General features: G+C 60.9%; 13 protein-coding genes and 3 pseudogenes. 7 read left to right on the forward strand and 9 right to left on the reverse strand.

Features of this window, described 5'->3' with window-relative positions:
* Positions 1 to 69: 69 nt before the first annotated feature.
* Positions 70 to 1,161: pseudogene (locus BLT55_RS10300) on the reverse strand (NADH:flavin oxidoreductase/NADH oxidase).
* A 59-nt stretch (positions 1,162 to 1,220) separates the two neighbouring features.
* Here BLT55_RS10300 and BLT55_RS10305 point away from each other — a divergent pair.
* Positions 1,221 to 1,556, forward strand: a complete 336-nt coding sequence (locus BLT55_RS10305; RefSeq protein ID WP_007249753.1) for an ArsR/SmtB family transcription factor — start codon at positions 1,221 to 1,223, stop codon at positions 1,554 to 1,556.
* Positions 1,557 to 1,602: 46 nt separating this feature from the next.
* On the opposite strand, the gene BLT55_RS10310 is transcribed toward BLT55_RS10305, so the two are convergent.
* The 8 genes and pseudogenes from BLT55_RS10310 to BLT55_RS10345 all read right to left on the reverse strand — a co-directional run bounded on the left by BLT55_RS10310 (position 1,603) and on the right by BLT55_RS10345 (position 12,139).
* Entirely contained in the window at positions 1,603 to 3,210 is a 1,608-nt protein-coding gene (locus BLT55_RS10310; protein ID WP_055002150.1) for a GMC family oxidoreductase, read from the reverse strand.
* 58 nt (positions 3,211 to 3,268) lie between these two features.
* Positions 3,269 to 4,486: pseudogene (locus BLT55_RS10315) on the reverse strand (mandelate racemase/muconate lactonizing enzyme family protein).
* An 18-nt stretch (positions 4,487 to 4,504) separates the two neighbouring features.
* Complete coding sequence (locus BLT55_RS10320) at positions 4,505 to 5,821, reverse strand: MFS transporter (protein ID WP_055002151.1); 1,317 nt, start codon at positions 5,819 to 5,821, stop codon at positions 4,505 to 4,507.
* Positions 5,822 to 5,900: 79 nt separating this feature from the next.
* Positions 5,901 to 7,325 (reverse strand): aldehyde dehydrogenase, encoded by a 1,425-nt coding sequence (aldA, locus tag BLT55_RS10325; protein WP_055002152.1) that lies wholly within the window; start codon positions 7,323 to 7,325, stop codon positions 5,901 to 5,903.
* A 124-nt stretch (positions 7,326 to 7,449) separates the two neighbouring features.
* Positions 7,450 to 8,381 (reverse strand): annotated as a pseudogene (locus BLT55_RS10330) (LysR substrate-binding domain-containing protein).
* Positions 8,382 to 8,874: 493 nt separating this feature from the next.
* Positions 8,875 to 10,350 carry an FGGY family carbohydrate kinase gene (locus BLT55_RS10335; RefSeq protein WP_055001393.1) on the reverse strand — a complete coding sequence of 492 codons (1,476 nt, stop codon included), beginning with the start codon at positions 10,348 to 10,350 and terminating at the stop codon, positions 8,875 to 8,877.
* A gap of 30 nt (positions 10,351 to 10,380) precedes the next feature.
* On the reverse strand, positions 10,381 to 11,313 hold the full coding sequence (locus BLT55_RS10340) for a transketolase family protein (RefSeq protein ID WP_055001386.1): 933 nt from the start codon (positions 11,311 to 11,313) through the stop codon (positions 10,381 to 10,383).
* A complete protein-coding gene (locus tag BLT55_RS10345; RefSeq protein ID WP_055001387.1) occupies positions 11,303 to 12,139 on the reverse strand; it encodes a transketolase in 837 nt (278 codons plus the stop codon). Before BLT55_RS10345 ends, BLT55_RS10340 begins: the two co-directional genes overlap by 11 nt.
* A 362-nt stretch (positions 12,140 to 12,501) precedes the next feature.
* Between BLT55_RS10345 and BLT55_RS10350 the strand changes: the two genes are divergently transcribed.
* The 6 genes from BLT55_RS10350 (at position 12,502) to BLT55_RS10375 (ending at position 18,711) form a co-directional block, all read left to right on the forward strand.
* Complete coding sequence (locus BLT55_RS10350) at positions 12,502 to 13,503, forward strand: ABC transporter permease (RefSeq protein ID WP_055001388.1); 1,002 nt, start codon at positions 12,502 to 12,504, stop codon at positions 13,501 to 13,503.
* Between the two features lie 66 nt (positions 13,504 to 13,569).
* Complete coding sequence (locus tag BLT55_RS10355) at positions 13,570 to 14,502, forward strand: sugar ABC transporter substrate-binding protein (RefSeq protein WP_055001389.1); 933 nt, start codon at positions 13,570 to 13,572, stop codon at positions 14,500 to 14,502.
* A gap of 15 nt (positions 14,503 to 14,517) precedes the next feature.
* Positions 14,518 to 16,050, forward strand: coding sequence for a sugar ABC transporter ATP-binding protein (locus tag BLT55_RS10360; protein ID WP_055001390.1), 1,533 nt, complete (start codon positions 14,518 to 14,520; stop codon positions 16,048 to 16,050).
* 31 nt (positions 16,051 to 16,081) lie between these two features.
* A complete protein-coding gene (locus BLT55_RS10365; protein ID WP_055001391.1) occupies positions 16,082 to 16,846 on the forward strand; it encodes an SDR family oxidoreductase in 765 nt (254 codons plus the stop codon).
* Positions 16,847 to 16,875: 29 nt separating this feature from the next.
* On the forward strand, positions 16,876 to 17,676 hold the full coding sequence (locus BLT55_RS10370; protein WP_055001392.1) for an SDR family oxidoreductase: 801 nt from the start codon (positions 16,876 to 16,878) through the stop codon (positions 17,674 to 17,676).
* 81 nt (positions 17,677 to 17,757) lie between these two features.
* On the forward strand, positions 17,758 to 18,711 hold the full coding sequence (locus tag BLT55_RS10375; protein WP_074800372.1) for a sugar-binding transcriptional regulator: 954 nt from the start codon (positions 17,758 to 17,760) through the stop codon (positions 18,709 to 18,711).
* The last annotated feature ends 92 nt before the right edge of the window (positions 18,712 to 18,803 follow it).

Here is an 18,803-nt window from a genome sequence, read left to right on the forward strand (position 1 = left end):
ACGTACGGATGGCTGCCCCAAATGCCGGGCTGGCACCGATTAACGATGCCGCCCGGTCGTCGCTATGCCTTAGCGATAACGCTCAAGCCAATGCGCGTAAGGCGCAGGCAAGGTCCAGGCCGATTTTTCGACGCCCAGTTCTTTCGCTGCAAAGTACGCCCAATGCGGGTCGGCCAAGTGCGCACGGCCTATCGAGACCAGGTCGAGCTGACCGGCTTTAACCGCTTCTTCGGCCAGTTTCGGCTCGCCAAAACCCCAGGCGCTGGTGACCGGAATACCCGCTTCACGGCGTACACGCTCGGCAATCGGCCCCATGAACGCCGGGCCCCACGGAATGTTGGCGTCCGGCGTGCTGAAACCGACGCTGACACTCAGCAGGTCCAGACCGCCGGCTTTGAAGCGACGCGCCAGTTCAATCGACTCGGTGAGGGTCTGTTCGTCACGGCCGTCGTATTCGATCACGCCGAAACGCGCCGTCAACGGCAGGTTTTCTGGCCAGACTTCACGAACGGCGGCGAGCGTTTCAAGCAGGAAACGGCTGCGGTTATCGAAGCTGCCGCCGTACTCGTCGGTACGCTGGTTGGAATGTTCGGAGAAGAAGCTCTGCCCCAGATAACCGTGGGCAAAGTGCAACTCGATCCACTCAAAGCCGGCGTCGCGGGCACGACGTGCCGCGTCGACAAAGTTCTGACGAACGCGGGCAATGTCTTCCAGGGTCATGGCGCGCGGCACTTTCGGCAGGTTGGCACCGAACGCAATGGCCGACGGAGCGATGGTGTCCCAGCCACGCGAATCGGAAGCGACAATGTGGTCATCGCCTTCCCACGGACGGTTGGCGCTGGCCTTGCGGCCTGCGTGGGCGATCTGGATGCCCGGCACGCAGCCGGCGTCCTTGATGGCTTTGACGATCGGCACGAATGCTTGCGCCTGCTCGTCATTCCAGATACCGGTGCAGCCTGGCGTAATGCGCCCTTCCGGCGCAACGGCGGTGGCTTAAACCACCAGCAAACCCGCACCACCCCTTGCCATGCTTGCCAGGTGAACGTGGTGCCAGTCATTGACGACGCCGTCGATTGCCGAGTATTGGCACATCGGCGGAATGGCGATTCGGTTGCGCAGCGTGACGTCTTTCAGTTTGAAGGGTTCGAACAATGCAGACATTGGAAAGCTCCCGTAGGCCAGATGACTTTGGATTTCACTTGTTCGATGGTAATCGAACTATGGCAATGAACGGAAGCCTTGATATCATGCACCCCATGCGAACCTTCCAACATCCTGAACCTGAAGACCTCACCCTCGAACGCGTGCTGTACGCCTTGAGCGACCCTGTACGCATGGGCATTGTGCGCTGCCTGGCGGGTGTGACCGAAGCCACCTGCGGCGAACTGGACGGTGGCCGACCGAAATCCAGCATGTCCCACCACTTCCGCGTGTTGCGCGATGCCGGGCTCGTGCACACGCGCAACATCGGCACCACGCACATGAACTCGCTGCGCACGCAGGTGCTGGAGAGCCGTTTTCCGGGGTTGCTGGCGAGTATTCTGGCGCAGCGGTGAGCACCACCGTTTCGATTCGCCAGCTCAGCAGAGCATCGGGATAACTTCAGGCATCCTGCAAAATCAGATCAGCCCCCTTCTCCGCCACCATCAGCACCGCCGCGTGGGTATTACCGCTGGTGACGTTCGGAAAGACCGAGGCATCGATGATCCGCAGCCCTTGCAGCCCGTGGACTTGAAGGTGTTTGTCCACCACTGATGTCTGTGGGTCTGTGCCCATCGCGCAGGAGCCGCACAGGTGGTAGATCGAGCCGCAGTTCTCGCGGAAATACTGCAACATCTGCTCATCGGTCTCGACGGCTGGCCCTGGCAGCACCTCAGCGACGATGATGCTTTTGAGCGCGGGAGCCTGCATGATTTTGCGCATCAGTCGGCTGCCCTGAATCACTTCGTCGATGTCTTTTTGCGTGCTCAAGTAGTTGGGGTCGATCAGCGCCGCTTCGCGCGGGTTGTTCGAGGCAATCTCGATGCTTCCACGGCTGGTGGGGCGGCACGGGTTGAAGCACAGCAGGAAGCCTGAGCACGGTTCGGGTTTGAGGCTGGCCTTGTTGTTTTTCGGGATCTGGTACGACAACGGGTTGAAGTACAGTTGCAGGTTCGGATGGGCCTGGGCGTCGGTGCCACGGAAAAAGCCGCCGGCCTGGTTGACGCTCATGGCCAACGCGCCTTTGCGGGTCAGCAGGTATTCAAGACCGAGCTTGAATTGCCCCAACAATGAGCCGAGCTGATCATTCAGGGTCGGGATGCTGGCCTTGTAGTAGTAGCTCACGCACAGGTGGTCTTGCAGGTTCTGCCCTACCGCTGGCAGGTGTTTGACCAGTGGTATCTGGTGCCTGGCCAATAATTGCTGATCCGCCACGCCGGACAGTTGCAGTATCTTCGGCGTGTCGACCGCTCCGGCACACAGGATCACTTCCTTGCGGGCACTGAAGGTGCGAACCACCCCGCGCTGGGTCACGGAAATACCCGTTGCCCGCTGGTTGTCGAAGATGACCTTGTCGACCAGTGCGTAGTGCTCGACCGTCAGGTTCGGTCGGCTCAGGGCCGGGTGCAGATAGGCGAAACTGCTGGAACTGCGCTGGCCGTTTTTGGTGTTGACGTCATAGATACCCGAGCCCTCGAAGGTCGGGCCGTTGAAGTCGTCACTGTGCGGATAACCCAACTGGTCGCACCCTTTCAGGAACACGTCACAGATGGGGTGGGTATGGCCCTTCATCGGGGTGATGCCAATCGGCCCGCTTCCGCCATGGTATTCACTCTCGCCCAGCGGGTGGTTTTCCAGCTTGCGAAAGTACGGTAACACGTCCTTGAAACTCCAGCCGTCGTTGCCGTTGGCCGCCCAGTCATCGAAGTCGTGGGCCTGCCCGCGAACGTAGACCATGGCGTTGATCGAGCCCGAGCCACCCTGCACCTTGCCACGCGGTGCGTAGATCTCGCGGTTGTTCAGTTGCTTTTGCGGCTGGCTGTAATACATCCAGTTGAAGGTCGGGTTGTAATACATTTTGGCGAAACCGACCGGAATCCTGAACCACAGCGAACTGTCCTTGCCGCCCGCTTCCAGCAGCAACACGCTGTACTGCCCGGAGGCCGAGAGCCGATTGGCGATGATGCAACCGGCCGAGCCTGCGCCAGCGATGATGTAGTCGTATGTCATGCACGGTTACCGCATAAGTCTGTTATCGAACCCGCCCGACACCGGACGGGCAATCCCGTCAGCCTCTGGCTGGCGATGTGTCTTTCACATCAGCCGGGGTCGCGGCCATTTGCAGATGCAGGCGCTCGCCGGTGTACGGCGAATGCTTGCGCACCACGTCCATGTTCAGCTCCACCCCAAGGCCCGGCTCGGTGGGCGGGATGATGTAGCCGTCCTCCCATTGCAGCGGTCGGGTCAGCACTTGGGCATGGAAACCGCCCCAGGTCATGATGCTTTCCTGAATCAGGAAGTTCGGCGTACAGGTCGCCAGCTGAAAACTTGCCGCAGCGCCAATAGGCCCGTTGTAGAGGTGTGGGGCAATCTGCGCGTAGTAGGCCTCAGCCATGCTCGCGATCTTCTTGGCCTCCAGCAGGCCGCCACAGCGGGCGACGTTCATCTGCAGGATCGAAGCGCCGCCTGCCTGCAACAATTAGAAGAATTCGTACTTGGTGGTCAGTCGCTCGCCCGTGGCAATCGGGATGGTGGTCTTGGCCGCAACCTGCGCCATGGCCTCTTCCTGGCCGGGCGGCACCGGTTCTTCAAACCACAGCGGGTCGTACTTCTCAAGGCGCTTTGCCAGGCGAATAGCCGAGGACGGCACCATTTGCCCGTGCGTGCCAAACAGCAGGTCGCACTTGTCACCGACGGCCTCGCGGATCTTGCGACAGAACGTTTCGCAGCGCTCCAGCACTTCCAGCGACAGCTGGTGCCCGGAGTACGCGGTGTAAGGCCCGGCCGGGTCGAATTTGACGGCGGTGAAGCCTTTGTTCATGTTTTCAATCGCGCACTCGGCAGCCAGGTCCGGGTCGTCGTAGTCGTACTCGCCCCGGCTGTTCACCGGGTACAGATAGGTTTAGGAACGCAGGCGCTCATTAACCTTGCCGCCCAGCAGTTCGTACACCGGCTTGTTTGCCGCCTTGCCGATGATGTCCCAGCAGGCCATCTCCAGGCCGCTGACCACGCCCATCATGGTCAGGTCCGGGCGCTGGGTGAAGCCGCTGGAATAGGCCTGCCGAAAAAAGCGCTCGATGTGATGCGGATCATGGTTGAGCAGATAACGCTCGAACACGTCCTCAATGATCGGCAGCATGGCTTTCGGGCCGAACGTGGCGGCGTAGATTTCGCCCACGCCTTCAATGCCGCAATCGGTCTTGAGTTTGACGAACAGCCAGTACATACCACCGATATGGGGAGGCGGAACGGCAACAATGTGCGTTTCAAGGGCGACGACTTTCATCTCAGGCACCTGTCTTGATTAAACATTCTGTAGCAAGGATTTACGGTTGATGCGGGCACGCAGGCTCAGGGCAGCAAGAATCCCGAGCAGGCCGACAAAGGCGATGTAGCCGAAATACAGGCGGTAACCGGGGGCACCGGGAAAGTGCTCGGTCAGGTAGCCGTTGATCAACGGAATGAAGGCGTCCGGCAAGTAGCCGATCACCGAGACAATGCCAATGGCCAGTCCGGTGATGCGCAGCGGGATGTTGCAAGTGTCGAGGATCGCCCAGTACAGGCCGCGAATCGCATACGCCATCAGGCCGATGAAAATCACGGTGCCGATCAGTAGCCCCAGGCTGTTGATCGCCGGGAAGACGATCAGGCCGAACATGGCCAGAGTGGCGAGGGTCAGCGCGACGATCAGCACCGATATGTTCGAGGACCGGTCACCCAGAAAACCGCCGCCCAGGCCGCCAATCGGCCGCATCCACAACTTGAGGGTGGTAATGGTGCCCGCCATGATCGCGGTCATGCCATTGCCTTGCAGGTAATCGGAGAAGCTGTATGTGGCCCAGAACAGGTGATAGCCGCAGAACACAATCGCCGTCACCAGCCACAGCTCAGGGATTTTCGCCAGCGTCATCAGGTCGCTGAGCAGGTTGTATTTGCCCTTCTCCACCGCGGCGGTGTCTTGCAGGGACGCAGGGTCTTTGACCAGCACCAGCACACAACCGATGGCGATGCAGGTGAAGGCATACAGGTAGACCACCTGTTTGAAGCCTTCGCTGGACGACTGGCCACGGCTTTCGGTGGCAAACGCGAACAGCGCCAGGGCCACCGTTGCCAACAAGGCTTCGACCAGACCGCGACCGCCGTCGAGGATGCCGAAGAAGCGGCCTTGTTCAGTGTGATGGGCGATCATCTTCACCCGCTTGAGCACTGAGGCCCAGAAGGTCAGCCCAGTGGTCAGCCCCCAACAGCCGAAGATGATCATCAGCCCGGTCATCGACGGCACCGTGGAATACCAGAGCCCCAGCACACCGGTGGCCACCAGCGAAAAGAAGATCAGAAAGCGCGGCGCAATCCGGTCTGCCAGCCAACCGCTGGGCAAGTAGCTGAGCAGGAAGATCGTCCCCAGCATCGAGTACAGATAGCCCAGCTGGCTGTGGTCGATCTGAAACACCTCAAGCATGGTGGTCTGATAGACCTGACGCAGGTACAGGATCGGGTAGATCGCACCTGCGGCCAGCACCAGTAACATCAGTTGGAAATAACGACGTCCGGTGTCGCTTTGATTTTTTGGGCCCGGGCTCGAACCCTGAATGGCGGCAACGGTGGTTGCAGGCTTGGACATGTATGCGACCTCGGGCTGCCCGATGAAACGGGCGCCCTTGATAGTTATTTTTATTGGATGAGTGCGTGTGGCTGCCGCGCTAGTACTTCATGACCACCAGGCGGGTCTGGGTGTATTCGAGCATGCCGTGCTTGCCGTCATCGCCGCCCAGGCCCGAGCGTTTCCAGCCGGCATGAAAACCCTGATACGGGTCCGCCGGGGTGCGATTGACGTACAACTCGCCGGCCTCGATGGCGTTGGCCACTTTCAGGGTGGTGCGGTAGCGCTCGGTGAAGAGCACCGATGACAGGCCAAACTGGTGATCGTTGGCCATCGCCAGTGCTTCGTCGATGTCGCGGTACTTGAGCACCGGCAGCACCGGGCCGAAGATTTCTTCCTGAATGATTTCCATGTCCTGACGGCAGTTGCCAAGCAGCGTCGGCGGGTAAAAATGGCCACTGCCCTGCGGGATAAAACCACCGGCTTCCAGCACCGCACCGTCGGCTATCGCTCGCTCGACCATGGCGTGAATGTTCTGTTGCGCGCTGGCGCTGACCAGAGGGCCCATCAGGCTGGCGTCGCTGGAACGGTCGCCGAACTGCACTGCGCTGATCTTGCTTTTGAGCAGCGCAAGGAATGCGTCGTAAACGCTTTCCTGCACATATACCCGCTCTACCGCCGTACACAACTGGCCGCAATGGGTGGTCTTGGACGCCACGATGGCAGTGGCAGCGGCTTCCAGGTCGGCGTCGGCTTCGATGATTGCCGGGGTCTTGCCGCCCAGTTCCAGCGAGGGTTTGGCGATGTTGGTCTTGCAGTAATCCAGCACGACCCGACCGGCATTGACGCTGCCGGTCAGGGTGATCATGCCGACCGCCTTGTGGGTGCACAGCGCAGCCGCAGTGGCGTGGTCCATGGTCAGAATGTTCACCACCCCCACAGGCAGGCCCGATTGCTGCACAGCCCTGGCGATCTCGAAGGCCGAGATCGGCGTGTTGTTGCTCGGCCGCACAACCACCGTGTTGCCGGCAATCAGCGCCGGGGCGATTTTGCGCAACAAGGTATATACAGGGTAGTTGAACGGAATCAGGCAGGCGACAACGCCCATCGGCGCGCGCTGCAGAAGCAGATTTTCGTCCGGGGTATCGCTGGGGATGATCTTGCCTTCGATGCGTCGCGCCCACTCGGCGTGATAGCGGGTGATCTGCGCGGCGTAACGCGCTTCATTGCTGGCGTCCTCGACGCTTTTGCCGGACTCGGCAGCCAGCGCCTCCCCGATGTTTTCCGCACAGTCATCAAGTGCATCGGCCAAAGCCCGCAGGTGTTCGGCGCGCTCGATACTGGTCAGCTGGCCCCAGGCTTTCTGGGCTACGGCGGCAGCGGCTACCGCAGCAGAGGCTTGTGCGGTGGTGGCCGCCGAAACGTACCCCACCAGCGCTTCGGTTGCCGGGTTGTAAACTGCTATCAGCGCCTCGCTGGCAGACTCGATGAATTGACCGTTTACAAAATTTCGTTCGGATCGCATGTGCATTCGCCCATCGTTGTTTTTATCCAGTCCCTACAGTCTTGGTATCCCGAGGGCGTTGAACAAACGATTTATTGAGCGGTGAAACATTCGAAAAATGCAGGTTACATCTATCCAGCCCCCTTCAACTCGCGGCAGTGGACGGCTCCAGTTGCCGCTGCGCCAACCAGATTTCCTCCTGCAGCCAGCGGCTGAACACCTGCAACTGTGGCATTGACGTTTGCTCCGGCCGGGTCACCAGCCAGTAGGACTGATGGCCCTCCACATGCACGTTGAGCATCTGGGTCAACTGCCCGCTGGCCAGCTCCGACGCCACCATGTGCCAGTCGGCAATGGTGATGCCCAGGCCCTCGATGGCGCCGCGAATGGCAAGGTCAAGCAGGTCGAATTCATAGCCGCCCTGGGTGTCGACGCCACTGATCTTTGCCGCATCCAGCCAGTGTTTCCAAGTCAGGTAGCGCTGGTCTTCACGGGCCAGCACGTGCAGCAATGTCAGGCGGTTGAGGTCGATGGCGCCTTCACTCGATTCGCGTGCATACAAGGAAGGCGCACACACCGCGATATGCCGTTCCTGTATCAGCAACGAGCTGTCCAGACCGTCCCATTCGCCATCGCCAAAACGGATAGCACAATCCAGCGTAGCGGTTTCCGCCAGGCTGTCCTGCAGTTGGGTGGTGATGCTCAACTCCAGTTCCGGGTGCTTCTCGCGCAGGCGTCCCAGGCGCGGCATCAACCAGCGGCTGGTGAAGGTCGGCGGCGCATTGATGTGCAGCCGGTTGACATGGGATTTTGCTGGATGCTGCGCACCGTCAGCTCGATCTTGTCGAAGGACTGGTGCAGCGCGCGTAGCAATACGCGGCCCGCGCTGCTCAATTCAAGGTGATGATGACGCCGTTCCAACAGGTTTTCGCCAAGCTGCTCTTCCAACTGACGCACCTGTCGGCTGACCGCGCTCTGGGTGACATTGAGCAGTTCTGCTGCGCGGGTAAAGCTGCCGGTGCTGCCAGCCACTTCGAAAGCCTTGAGCGCGTTGAGCGCGGGCATTTTGCGTTTCATGAAGGTTACTCGCGCAGGTGCTGATCAGCGCCAAGCATCCCACGCGCTACAGGAAATATCCCGAGCAACGTGCATTTTTGTGTTGCTCTAGATGACTGACAGGCAGCTGGAAAAACTGAAACGTGTGCTGTTCGAATTGCTCTCCGGGGTGTTATGAGGGATTCGCGCTCAACTGACGACAGAGAACGGGCTTCTGCCCGGAGGGCGTAGGAGATTCCGGAGGTTACGACGGCTGCGATGGGCTGCGGAGCGGCCCTGAAACAGACGACCTCGGCTGTGTCTGATACACCGAGGCGGATGATTTTGCTGCCGGTTCCCGGCAGCTCGCGGACAAGTCCGCTCCCACATTAACGCAGTTCGCGGACAAGCGAAGCGTCGCCCGGTCTGCTCTTAAACCTGACAAGATCACGGACGATCGACGCACACGAACCAAAAAAGCACGGCAGCCTGCCCCTGGGATGAAGTCAGCCGAAACGTTGTGCATGCTTGGGTATTAACACACCACCCGCCTCAGAGCCTTCTGCCATTCCTGATACAGGCCATCCAGATTCAGGCCAGGAACGGGGTCGAAGCGTTCGCGTTGTCTTTCCAGCGCTTGCAGGTCGGCGGCGTCATTCCAGAGGCCGAGGGCTTTACCTGCCAGGTGTGCAGCGCCCAGTGCCGAGACTTCCGGTGACAGGCTGCGGATGACCGGGCGTTGCAGCAGGTCGGCGAGAAATTGCATGAGCCAGCGGTTGCGGGTTGCGCCGCCGTCGACCCAGAGTTCCTTGAGCGGGCTGCCGATGTCGGCCTGCATCGCGTCGAACACGTCGCGAATCTGATAGCCGATGGATTCAAGCGCCGCGCGCATGATGTGTGCACCAGAACTGCCTTCCGTCAGGCCGCAAATCAGCCCTCGGGCATCGGCCTGCCAGTGTGGCGCGCCGAGACCGGACAGCGCCGGCACAAAGTACACGCCGCCATTGTCAGCCAGTTGCGCGGCCTGTTCGCTGAGGGCATGGATAGACTCACCGGCCACCAGCCGCGCAGCCCACTGAACGGCCGCGCCGGTGTGAACGATGTTGCCTTCCATGGCGTAGGTCGGTATCGCGCCGTCGTGCCAGGCCAGTGTCGTCGACAGACCGTGGCGAGAGGCGATGGGCCCGGCCATTGGCGTCATTAATGAAGAACCGGTCCCGAGCGTCGCCTTGACCAGTCCGGGGGCAAAACCGCCCTGCCCGTACAGCGCCGCATGCGAATCGCCGATCATCGACAGAATCGGAATACCGGCATCGAGCCCGTCGACTGCCACGGTATGAGCAAACAGGCCTGAGCTGGGTTGGATAGCGGCCAGAGCAGCGGCAGGGATCGAAAACAGCTCAAGCAATTGCGGGTCCCATTCGCAGCTTTGCAGATTGAACAGCTGGGTGCGGGCTGCATTGGAATAGTCGGTGGCAAATACATGTCCGCCGCTGAGTTTCCAGAGCAACCAACTGTCGAGTGTCCCCAGGCAGATGTCGCCTGCCGCTGCGCGAGCGTGACCGTCGTCCAGATGATCAAGAATCCAGCGCATTTTGCCTGCGGAAAACATCGGGTCGAGGGCCAGTCCGGTTTTGTCCAGAATCATGGCTTCGTGGCCCTGAGCGTGCAGTTCATTGCACAGCGGCAACGAACGGCGGCACTGCCAACTGATGCACGGCGACACGGGTGCCCCGCTGGCCCGGTTCCACGCCACCACCGACTCGCGCTGATTGCTGATGGCCAGCGCGCTGATCGGACGCTGTAAACCAGTCATGCAGTCTGCTATCGCCTCAAGCGTGGCCTGCCAGATCAGCAGCGGGTCCTGCTCCGAGTAACCGGCTTGCGGGTGGCTGATGCTCAAGGGCCGCGAGCCACGGGCGACGACTTGCCCCAGTTGGTTGACCAGCACGGCCTTGGCGTTGCTGGTGCCTTCATCGATGGCCAGAATCAGCGGGGAGTGTTCGTTCATGTTCTGAGTACCCGACATGCAGAAATGCCCCTAACGCAAACGTGCAGCGGCCGCAACAATGCCGTCCGCATCGATGCCATGCAAAGCACGCGTCGGCTCACGGGCACCCGCTGCTGCGTATTCGCCATCACCAATGCCGAGGCGAATCAGGCTGATGCCCAATGCGTTCTCGGCCAGCAATTCAGCCACCAGGCTGCCGAGCCCGCCGTTGATATTATGTTCTTCGACGGTAATCACCCCACGGCTGCCGCTCAGGGCGCTGACCAGCGCATCACGTTGCAGCGGACGAATCGAAGACAGGTTGATGACTTGCGCGTCGAGCCCCTGCTCCGCCAGCCGCGCCGCAGCGTCGACCGCCTCATGCACCACCGAACCGAGTGCGACGATGGTCAGGTCTGAACCACGGCGCAGGATATCGACGTTTCCGGGCGCGAAGCGATAGCTGGAATCATGCAGTTCACGCAGTGGCTTGCCGTCGAGGCGGACGTACACCGGGCTGTGATAACGCAGGGCGTAATCGATGATCTGTCGGCACTCGAGCGGGTCCGACGGGGCGAAAATCTGCACGTTGCCGAAACCGCGCATCACCGAGATGTCATCCAGACAGTGATGGGTGCTGGCCAGCGGCCCATAACTGGTGCCTGAATTGAGACCGAACATTTTGACGTTGGCCTGGTTGTAGCAAACATCGACCTTGACCTGTTCGTTGGCACGGGAAATCAGGAACGGCGCGGCGTTGCAGGTGGCGGCGATCTTGCCACCCAGCGCCAGGCCGGCGGCGACGCCCACCAGCGACTGCTCGGCAATCCCGACGTTGATGACCCGCTCCGGGAAACGCTGCATGAACGGGGCTATCTTGGCGGTGGATGTCGAGTCGCTGACCACCGGCACGAGGTCTAGGCCTTCTTCGACGGCAGCGATAAAAGCTTCCACCATGACAGTGGCAAAATGTTCACTCGCCATGATTCAACTCCTCCAGCGCTGCGCTGACTTCGTCACCTTTTGGCACCCGATGGTGCCATTCCGGCCGAGCTTCGATGAACGAAACGCCTTTGCCCTTGATGGTGTGGGCAATCAGCACCTGAGGCGCGCCCTTGCGCACCTGCATCTGCTCCAGGGTGCTGACCAGTTGTTCGACGTCGTTACCGTCGCACTCGCTGACCGCAAAGCCGAACGCGGCCCATTTCACGTCGAGCGGGTCCAGCGGCATGATCTCTGCGGTCAAACCCGCCAGTTGCAGCTTGTTCTTGTCGACGATCACGAACAGGTTGTCCAGGCCGTACTTGGCGGCGGCCATGGCCGCTTCCCAGTTGGACCCTTCGGCCAGTTCGCCGTCGCCGGTCAGCACGTAGATGCGCTTGTTACTCCCAGACATTCTGGCCGCCAGCGCCAGGCCCACCGCAACCGGCAGGCCGTGACCCAGCGCGCCGGTGTTGAGTTCGATGCCTGGCGTCTTCTGCCGCACCGGGTGGCCCGGCAGGCGCGAATTGAAATGCTGATAGTCCGCCAGCCATGCCTCGGGAATGTATCCCGCCTGCGCCAGACAGCAATACAACCCGCCGACCCCGTGGCCCTTGCTCTGAATGTAGATATCGCGTTCCGGGTCTTCGATACGCTCGGGGCCTGTATCGAGAATCCGGAAATACAACGTGGCGAGGATGTCGGTTTCTGAAAGATCAGCCCCCGTATGCCCGCCTGCTGGCGACGCGGCGTTCAGGGTGATGACATTGCGTCTGATCAGGCGGGCCTGTTCTTTGATCTGCTGGGCGTCGTAGCGGAAGGCATTCATGGAGCGGCTCCTGTGGGGCTGGCCACGCGGCGAATATTTATTGTTCTGTGAAATGCTTGAATATTTATTCAGCACTGAAAATATATTTATATTTAGACGCTGATCGTCTTGCAGGTCAAGCAGGCCCGACGCGGAAACACAAAAAAGAATGGCGAAAGGCTTTTTGAAGAACGTATGGAATTACCAACGCAGGGCTCTGCCTTGGGGTTTTCAGGGTAGAAAAACGTCTGCTGATCGAAAACGAAGAAAATTAAACCGCTTGACTTTATCGCGCCACGGCTGGAATCTGAATTAACAGTCAGGCATGCATATATATTCAAGCAGCCCGAAAAACTCCTACAAGAATAAGTCCGGAGAACCCTATGGACGCCAAAGCGCCAGTGCATCAGGCCGTCAAGCCGCAGAGCCGTGGGGGGTTGCTCAAGCTGCTGCCCAATAACATTGGTGGCCCGCTGATCGGCCTCGCGTTGCTGGTGCTGGTCTTCTCCTTCAGCTCCGAATTCTTTTTCACTCTGCGCAACGGCCTGAATATTCTCGATCAGGTGACCGTGCTGGGCATTCTCGCCATCGGCATGACCGCCGTGATTGTCATCGGCGGCATTGACCTGTCAGTCGGTTCGGTGCTGGCCTTCTCGATGATGATGCTCGGCTGGCTTTATCAGGATCAGGGCATGACGCTGGGGCTGGCGATTCCCGTGGCGATTGCAACCGGCATGCTCGCCGGGCTGGTGTCCGGCCTGCTGATTACTTACGCCAGACTGCCCGCGTTCATCGCCACGCTGACCATGATGTCGGTCGCCCGTGGGCTGGCGAACATTCTCACCGAAGGCCGGCAGATCGTCGGTTATCCGGAGTGGTTCACCAACCTGGCCACCGTGCGTCATTTCGGCTTCCTGTCAGCCACCGTCGGGCTGTTTCTGATCATGCTGGTGCTGGCCTGGGTATTTCTGCGTTTCCGCGCGGGCGGCCGCAACCTGTACGCGATTGGCGGCAGCCCGGAAGTGGCGCGGCTGTCGGGGATCAAGGTGCGGGCCATCACGCTTTGGGTGTACGCCATCAGCGGCGCACTGGCCGGCATCGCTGCCGTGACCATGGCTGCGCGCCTTGACTCCTCGCAACCCAGCGCCGGGCTGACTCTGGAACTCGACGCCATCGCCGCCGTGGTGATCGGCGGTGCCAGCCTCAGCGGCGGCGTCGGCAGTGTCGGTGGCACGCTGGTCGGTGTGCTGATCATCGGCGTACTGCGCAACGGCCTCAATCTGCTGGGGGTTTCCCCGTTCATTCAACAAGTGGTCATAGGCGTGGTCATCGCCCTTGCTGTGACCATCGATACCTTGCGTCGCCGTTCCAACAGTGCTCATTAAGACGCTGTGCCGTTTTGCGCTTGACCGATGCTGACATCCCCAACAATAAAATCAGGAGTCACCGCCATGTTCATGACCAAGAAACTGCTGCTCGCCACGGCTCTGGCCGCCGCCACCCTCACCACGGCCGGTTCGACCTGGGCCAAGGAGCTGACCATCGGCCTGGCCGTGGCCAACCTGCAGGCCGACTTCTTCAACCAGATCAAACAGTCGGTCGAGGCCGAGGGCAAAGCTCGCGGGGTGAAGATCATCACGGTTGACGCCCAGGGTAATTCCTCGACTCAGGTCAGCCAGATCGAAGACCTGATCACCCGCCAGATCGACGCGCTGATCTACATTCCGGCTGGCGCCACTGCCGCCGGGGTGCCGGTCAAAGCCGCCAAGGCGGCGGGAATTCCGGTGATTGCCGTGGACCGCAACGCGCCTGACGCACCCGGCGATACGTTTATTGCCAGCGACAGCGTTGCCGGTGCACGCATGCTTGCCGAATACGTCGGCAAGGTAACGGGCGGCAAAGGCCGCATCGCCATCCTTCAAGGGCAGTTGGGCACCACGCCGGAAAACGACCGCGCCAGAGGTTTCAAGGAAGGCCTGAAAGGCTTCCCCGACCTGAAAATCGTCGCCGAACAGCCTGCCGAGTGGGCGCAGGACAAAGGCTTCGCGGTCGCCCAGGACCTGTTGCAGCGTGACCCGAACATCACCGTGTTCTTCGGCCGCGCCGACGCCATGGCGCTGGGTGCCGCGCAGGCAGTGAAAGTCGCCAATCTGGATCATCCGGTGGTGGTGGTCGGCTTCGACGGTGACGTGGCGGGTCTCAAGGCCGTGAACAGCGGCGTGCTACAAGCGACCATGACCCAGCAGACCCAAAAAATGGGCCGCATGGCCGTCGCCTCTGCGCTGGACCTCAAGGCAGGCAAAGCCGTACCCAAGGAGCAACTGCTGGAAACCGTGCTGACCACCAAAGACAACGTCGCGCCTTTCCTGCAACAGCATCCTTGAGCCAGGGAGTTCGCCATGCACGCTGTTCTGGATAACCCGACGCTCCACAACTCTGAGGTCACACCTGAGGCGGTGCTGTGCCTGCGCAACATCATCGGCAAGTCCTACGGCCCGGTGCAGGTGCTGTCGCAGATCAATGTCGATGTCCGGCCGGGCGAAGTGCTTGCCCTGCTTGGCGAGAACGGCGCGGGCAAATCGACGCTGTCCTCGATCATCGCCGGCCTGGTGCAGCCCGAAGCGGGCGGTTCCATGACCTGGCTCGGTCAGGACTACGCGCCCGCCTCGCCGGGTGCGGCGCTGGGGGCCGGTATCGGCCTGATCCATCAGGAGATCCGCCTGCTGGCGCAGTTGTCGATTGCCGAAAATATCTTCGTCGGTCGTCTGCCCATGCGTCACGGCAAGGTCGACCGCGACTACATGCAAGCGCAGGCGCAAAAACAGCTCGAGCGTCTGGGCCTGAATGTACCGGCGTCGCGCAAGGTCGAGGGCCTGAGCGTGGCCGCGCAGCAACTGGTCGAGATAGCCAAAGCCCTGACCCTGAACGCACGTCTGCTGATTCTTGACGAACCCACTGCCGCGCTCGGCGGTGAAGAAACCGAGCTGCTGTTTCAGCAGGTCGAGCGCCTTAAAGCGCAGAGCGTGTCGTTCATCTACATCAGCCATCGTCTGGAAGAAATCGCGCGCATCGCCGACCGTATTCTGGTGCTGCGCGATGGTCGCCAGATCGCGCTGCATGCCACGGCTCAAGTGCCGGTGCGTGAACTGGTCGAGCAAATGGTCGGGCGCAGTCTGGAGCGCATATTCCCTGCCCTTCAGGCCCCGCAGGACCGGGTGATGCTGCAGGTCAAGGACCTGACCTGCCGGGAGTTTGCCCTGCACGGCATCGACTTCAGCGTGCGCGCCGGAGAAGTAATCGGCATCGCCGGCGTGGTCGGCGCAGGCCGTACCGAACTGATCCGCGTGATTGCCGGCGCAGCCCGGGATATTCAGGGCCACATGCAGCTGGATGGCGAAACCGTCCACCTGCGCTCACCCTCGCAAGCGATTCAGGCAGGCGTGGTGCTGGTGCCGGAAGACCGCAAACAGCAAGGCGTGGTGGTCGAACACCGCATCGAGGACAACCTCGTTTACGGCAACACCGACCTGCTGCACAGCGGCAACTGGGTGTTGCCAAAAAGCTTGCACGAGTTTGCCCGCAACGCCATTTCGCGCCTCGGCGTGAAAGGTGCGCCCGAGCAGCGCATCGACAGCCTGTCCGGTGGCAATCAGCAGAAAGTCATCATCGCCAAATGGCTGGCCCGCAACCCCAAAGTGTTCATTCTCGACGAGCCGACCCGAGGCATCGACGTCGGTGCGCGGGCGGCGATCTACGAGGTGATCGCCGAACTGGCGGCTACCGGCATGGCCGTGATCGTGGTCAGTTCCGACCTCGATGAAGTATTGGGCCTGTCGCACCGGGTCATGGTCATGAGCCGTGGCAGGCAGATGGGCATTCTCGAACGTGGCGAAGCAACGCCGGTGTCAGTCATGGAAATGGCCACCGCCTGAATGCAAACACACTGATTACGTGGAGAGCGACATGCGACTTTTTCGACTTGATGGTCAGGTGGCTTTTGTGACCGGCGCCGGCAGCGGCATTGGTCAGGCCATCGCAGTAGGCCTCGCTGAAGCCGGGGCTGACGTAGCGTGCTTCGATTTGCCGGGCAGCGCGGGCATCGGCAGCACCGTGGAACGCATCGCCGCACTGGGCCGCCGCGCCCTTGCGCTGGAAGGCACCGTCACCGACCGCGCCGCGCTGGATGCCGCCATCGCGCGCAGCGAGGCAGAACTGGGCGCGCTCAGCGTCGCCGTCAACTGCGCCGGGATCGCCAACGCCCAGGCTGCCGAAGAGCTGGAGTTGCAACGCTGGCAGACCATGCTCGACATCAACCTGACCGGCATCTTCCTCAGTTGCCAGGCCCAAGCGGCAGTCATGCTGCCGCGCGGCAAAGGCGCCATCGTCAACATTGCCTCGATGTCCGGCAGCATCGTCAATCGCGGGCTGCTGCAAGCCCACTACAACGCCTCGAAAGCCGGCGTCATCCACCTCAGCAAAAGCCTGGCCATGGAGTGGGCGGACAAGGGCTTGCGGGTCAACTGTATCAGCCCCGGCTACACCGCCACGCCGATGAACTCGCGTCCGGAAGTGGCCGAGCAAGTGAAAATTTTCGAGCAGACCACGCCCATGGGGCGCATGGCCAGCGTCGACGAAATGGTCGGCCCGGCGATCTTTCTGGCCAGTCAGGCCTCTTCATTCTGTACCGGCGTCGACCTGCTGGTGGACGGCGGATTCGTCTGCTGGTGAATCTGCCCTGCCCATCACTGGAGCATCCCATGTATCAACGTTTTAGCGGCAAAACCGTGGTCATCACCGGTGCCTGCCGAGGCATCGGCGCAGGCATTGCCGAGCGCTTCGCTCAGGAAGGCGCCAACCTGGTGCTGGCTTCCAGCGACCTCGAACGCGTGACGTTTACCTCCGAGCAACTGGCCAGCGAATACGCGGTCAACAGCATCGCGGTGGGCCTGGACGTGACCGACGAAGCCGACATCCAGCGCCTCTACCAGAGCGCCCACGAGCGCTTCGGCAGCATCGATGTGTCAGTGCAAAACGCCGGCATCATCACCATCGACCATTGCGAAAGCATGCCCCGCGCAGACTTCGACAAGGTCCTGCAGGTCAACACTACCGGCGTCTGGCTCGGCTGCCGAGAAGCCGCCCGCTACATGGTCAAACAAGGCAGCGGGCGGCTGATCAACACCTCGTCAGGCCAGGGCCGCCAGGGCTTCATCTACACTCCACATTACGCCGCGAGCAAGATGGGCGTGATCGGCATCACTCAGAGCCTGGCGCTGGAACTGGCGCGGCATAACATCACGGTGAACGCGTTCTGCCCCGGCATCATCGAAAGTGAAATGTGGGACTACAACGACCGCGTCTGGGGCGAAATCCTCAGCACCGACGAAAAACGCTACGCCAAGGGCGAACTGATGGCCGAGTGGGTGCGCAACATACCCATGCGCCGCGCCGGCAAACCCTCGGACGTCGCCGGGCTGGTCGCCTTTCTGGCCTCGGACGACGCCGCCTACCTGACCGGCCAGGCGATCAACATCGACGGCGGGCTGATCATGTCCTGACCGCGATGGCAGGCACGACCCGCTGCCAGTTTGGTATCCTCGCCGCCACTTGGGATATCGCTATCATTTTTTGGGGCCTGCATGAGCCAGATTGAAGAACAACGGCTGATGAGCAAAATCGCCAGCCTCTACTATGAAGAAGGACTCAAACAGTCCGAGATTTCCACCCGGCTCGATCTTTCACAGTCCTTCATCAGCCGCGCCCTGCGCCGCGCCTTGCAGGAAGGCGTGGTGAAAATCACCGTCATGCGCCCGCAAGGCCTGCACCTGGAGCTGGAAACCCGGCTACAAAAGATGTACGGCATTCGCCAGGTGATCGTCGTCGAAGCCACCGAGCCGGACGACGAAGAAAGCATTAAACAAGCCATCGGCTCCGCCGCCGCGCACTACCTGGAAACCAGCCTCAGCGCTCAGGACCACATCGGCATCTCCTCCTGGAGCAGCACCATCCGCGCGATGGTCAGCCACATGCACCCGCAACCCGGCAAACAAAGTGCCCAGGAAGTTGTGCAACTGCTCGGCGGCGTCGGCAACAAAGGCGCCTTCGAAGCCACCTTGCTGACCCAACGCCTGGCCACCCTCCTCAACTGCCCCGCTTTCCTACTGCCATCGCAAAGCATCGAGCAGTCGGTGGAAAGCAAACAGCGCATCGTCGAAATGGAAGAAGTCAAAGAAGTCCTCCACCGCTTCGACAGCATCACCCTCGCCATCGTCGGCATCGGCGAACTCGAACCCTCACAACTGCTACGCAACAGCGGCAATTACTACACCGAAGACATGTTGCGCGTGCTGGCTGAGCGGGGAGCGGTTGGGGATATTTGCTTGCGGTACTTTGATGCGCATGGGAAACCGGTGCTTGAGGAGGATGAAGAGTTTGTGGTGTCGATGGGGTTGGGTAAGTTGCGGTCGATTAATAGGGTGCTGGGGTTGGCTGGGGGGGTGAGGAAGGTGCAGGCGATAAGGGGGGCGCTGTTGGGGGGGTATCTGGATGTGTTGATTACGGATGTGGGGACTGCGCGGGGGTTGGGGGGGTGAAGAACCCGCTTCGGCGGGTTCTCTTGGTGCTGAGTGTTTATGTCACTGCTAAGCTAAGCGCCTGGTCGAGGATGTAAATGACAAGGGACTGC

The organism is Pseudomonas cannabina (genome assembly GCF_900100365.1).
GTDB lineage: Bacteria > Pseudomonadota > Gammaproteobacteria > Pseudomonadales > Pseudomonadaceae > Aquipseudomonas > Aquipseudomonas cannabina.

Coding starts and splice junctions, on each gene's coding strand:
- BLT55_RS10305 (WP_007249753.1), top strand. CDS start 1,221: ATGGCAATGAACGGAAGCCTTGATATCATGCACCCCATGCGAACCTTC.
- BLT55_RS10310 (WP_055002150.1), bottom strand. CDS start 3,210: ATGACATACGACTACATCATCGCTGGCGCAGGCTCGGCCGGTTGCATC.
- BLT55_RS10320 (WP_055002151.1), bottom strand. CDS start 5,821: ATGTCCAAGCCTGCAACCACCGTTGCCGCCATTCAGGGTTCGAGCCCG.
- aldA (WP_055002152.1), bottom strand. CDS start 7,325: ATGCGATCCGAACGAAATTTTGTAAACGGTCAATTCATCGAGTCTGCC.
- BLT55_RS10335 (WP_055001393.1), bottom strand. CDS start 10,350: ATGAACGAACACTCCCCGCTGATTCTGGCCATCGATGAAGGCACCAGC.
- BLT55_RS10340 (WP_055001386.1), bottom strand. CDS start 11,313: ATGGCGAGTGAACATTTTGCCACTGTCATGGTGGAAGCTTTTATCGCT.
- BLT55_RS10345 (WP_055001387.1), bottom strand. CDS start 12,139: ATGAATGCCTTCCGCTACGACGCCCAGCAGATCAAAGAACAGGCCCGC.
- BLT55_RS10350 (WP_055001388.1), top strand. CDS start 12,502: ATGGACGCCAAAGCGCCAGTGCATCAGGCCGTCAAGCCGCAGAGCCGT.
- BLT55_RS10355 (WP_055001389.1), top strand. CDS start 13,570: ATGTTCATGACCAAGAAACTGCTGCTCGCCACGGCTCTGGCCGCCGCC.
- BLT55_RS10360 (WP_055001390.1), top strand. CDS start 14,518: ATGCACGCTGTTCTGGATAACCCGACGCTCCACAACTCTGAGGTCACA.
- BLT55_RS10365 (WP_055001391.1), top strand. CDS start 16,082: ATGCGACTTTTTCGACTTGATGGTCAGGTGGCTTTTGTGACCGGCGCC.
- BLT55_RS10370 (WP_055001392.1), top strand. CDS start 16,876: ATGTATCAACGTTTTAGCGGCAAAACCGTGGTCATCACCGGTGCCTGC.
- BLT55_RS10375 (WP_074800372.1), top strand. CDS start 17,758: ATGAGCCAGATTGAAGAACAACGGCTGATGAGCAAAATCGCCAGCCTC.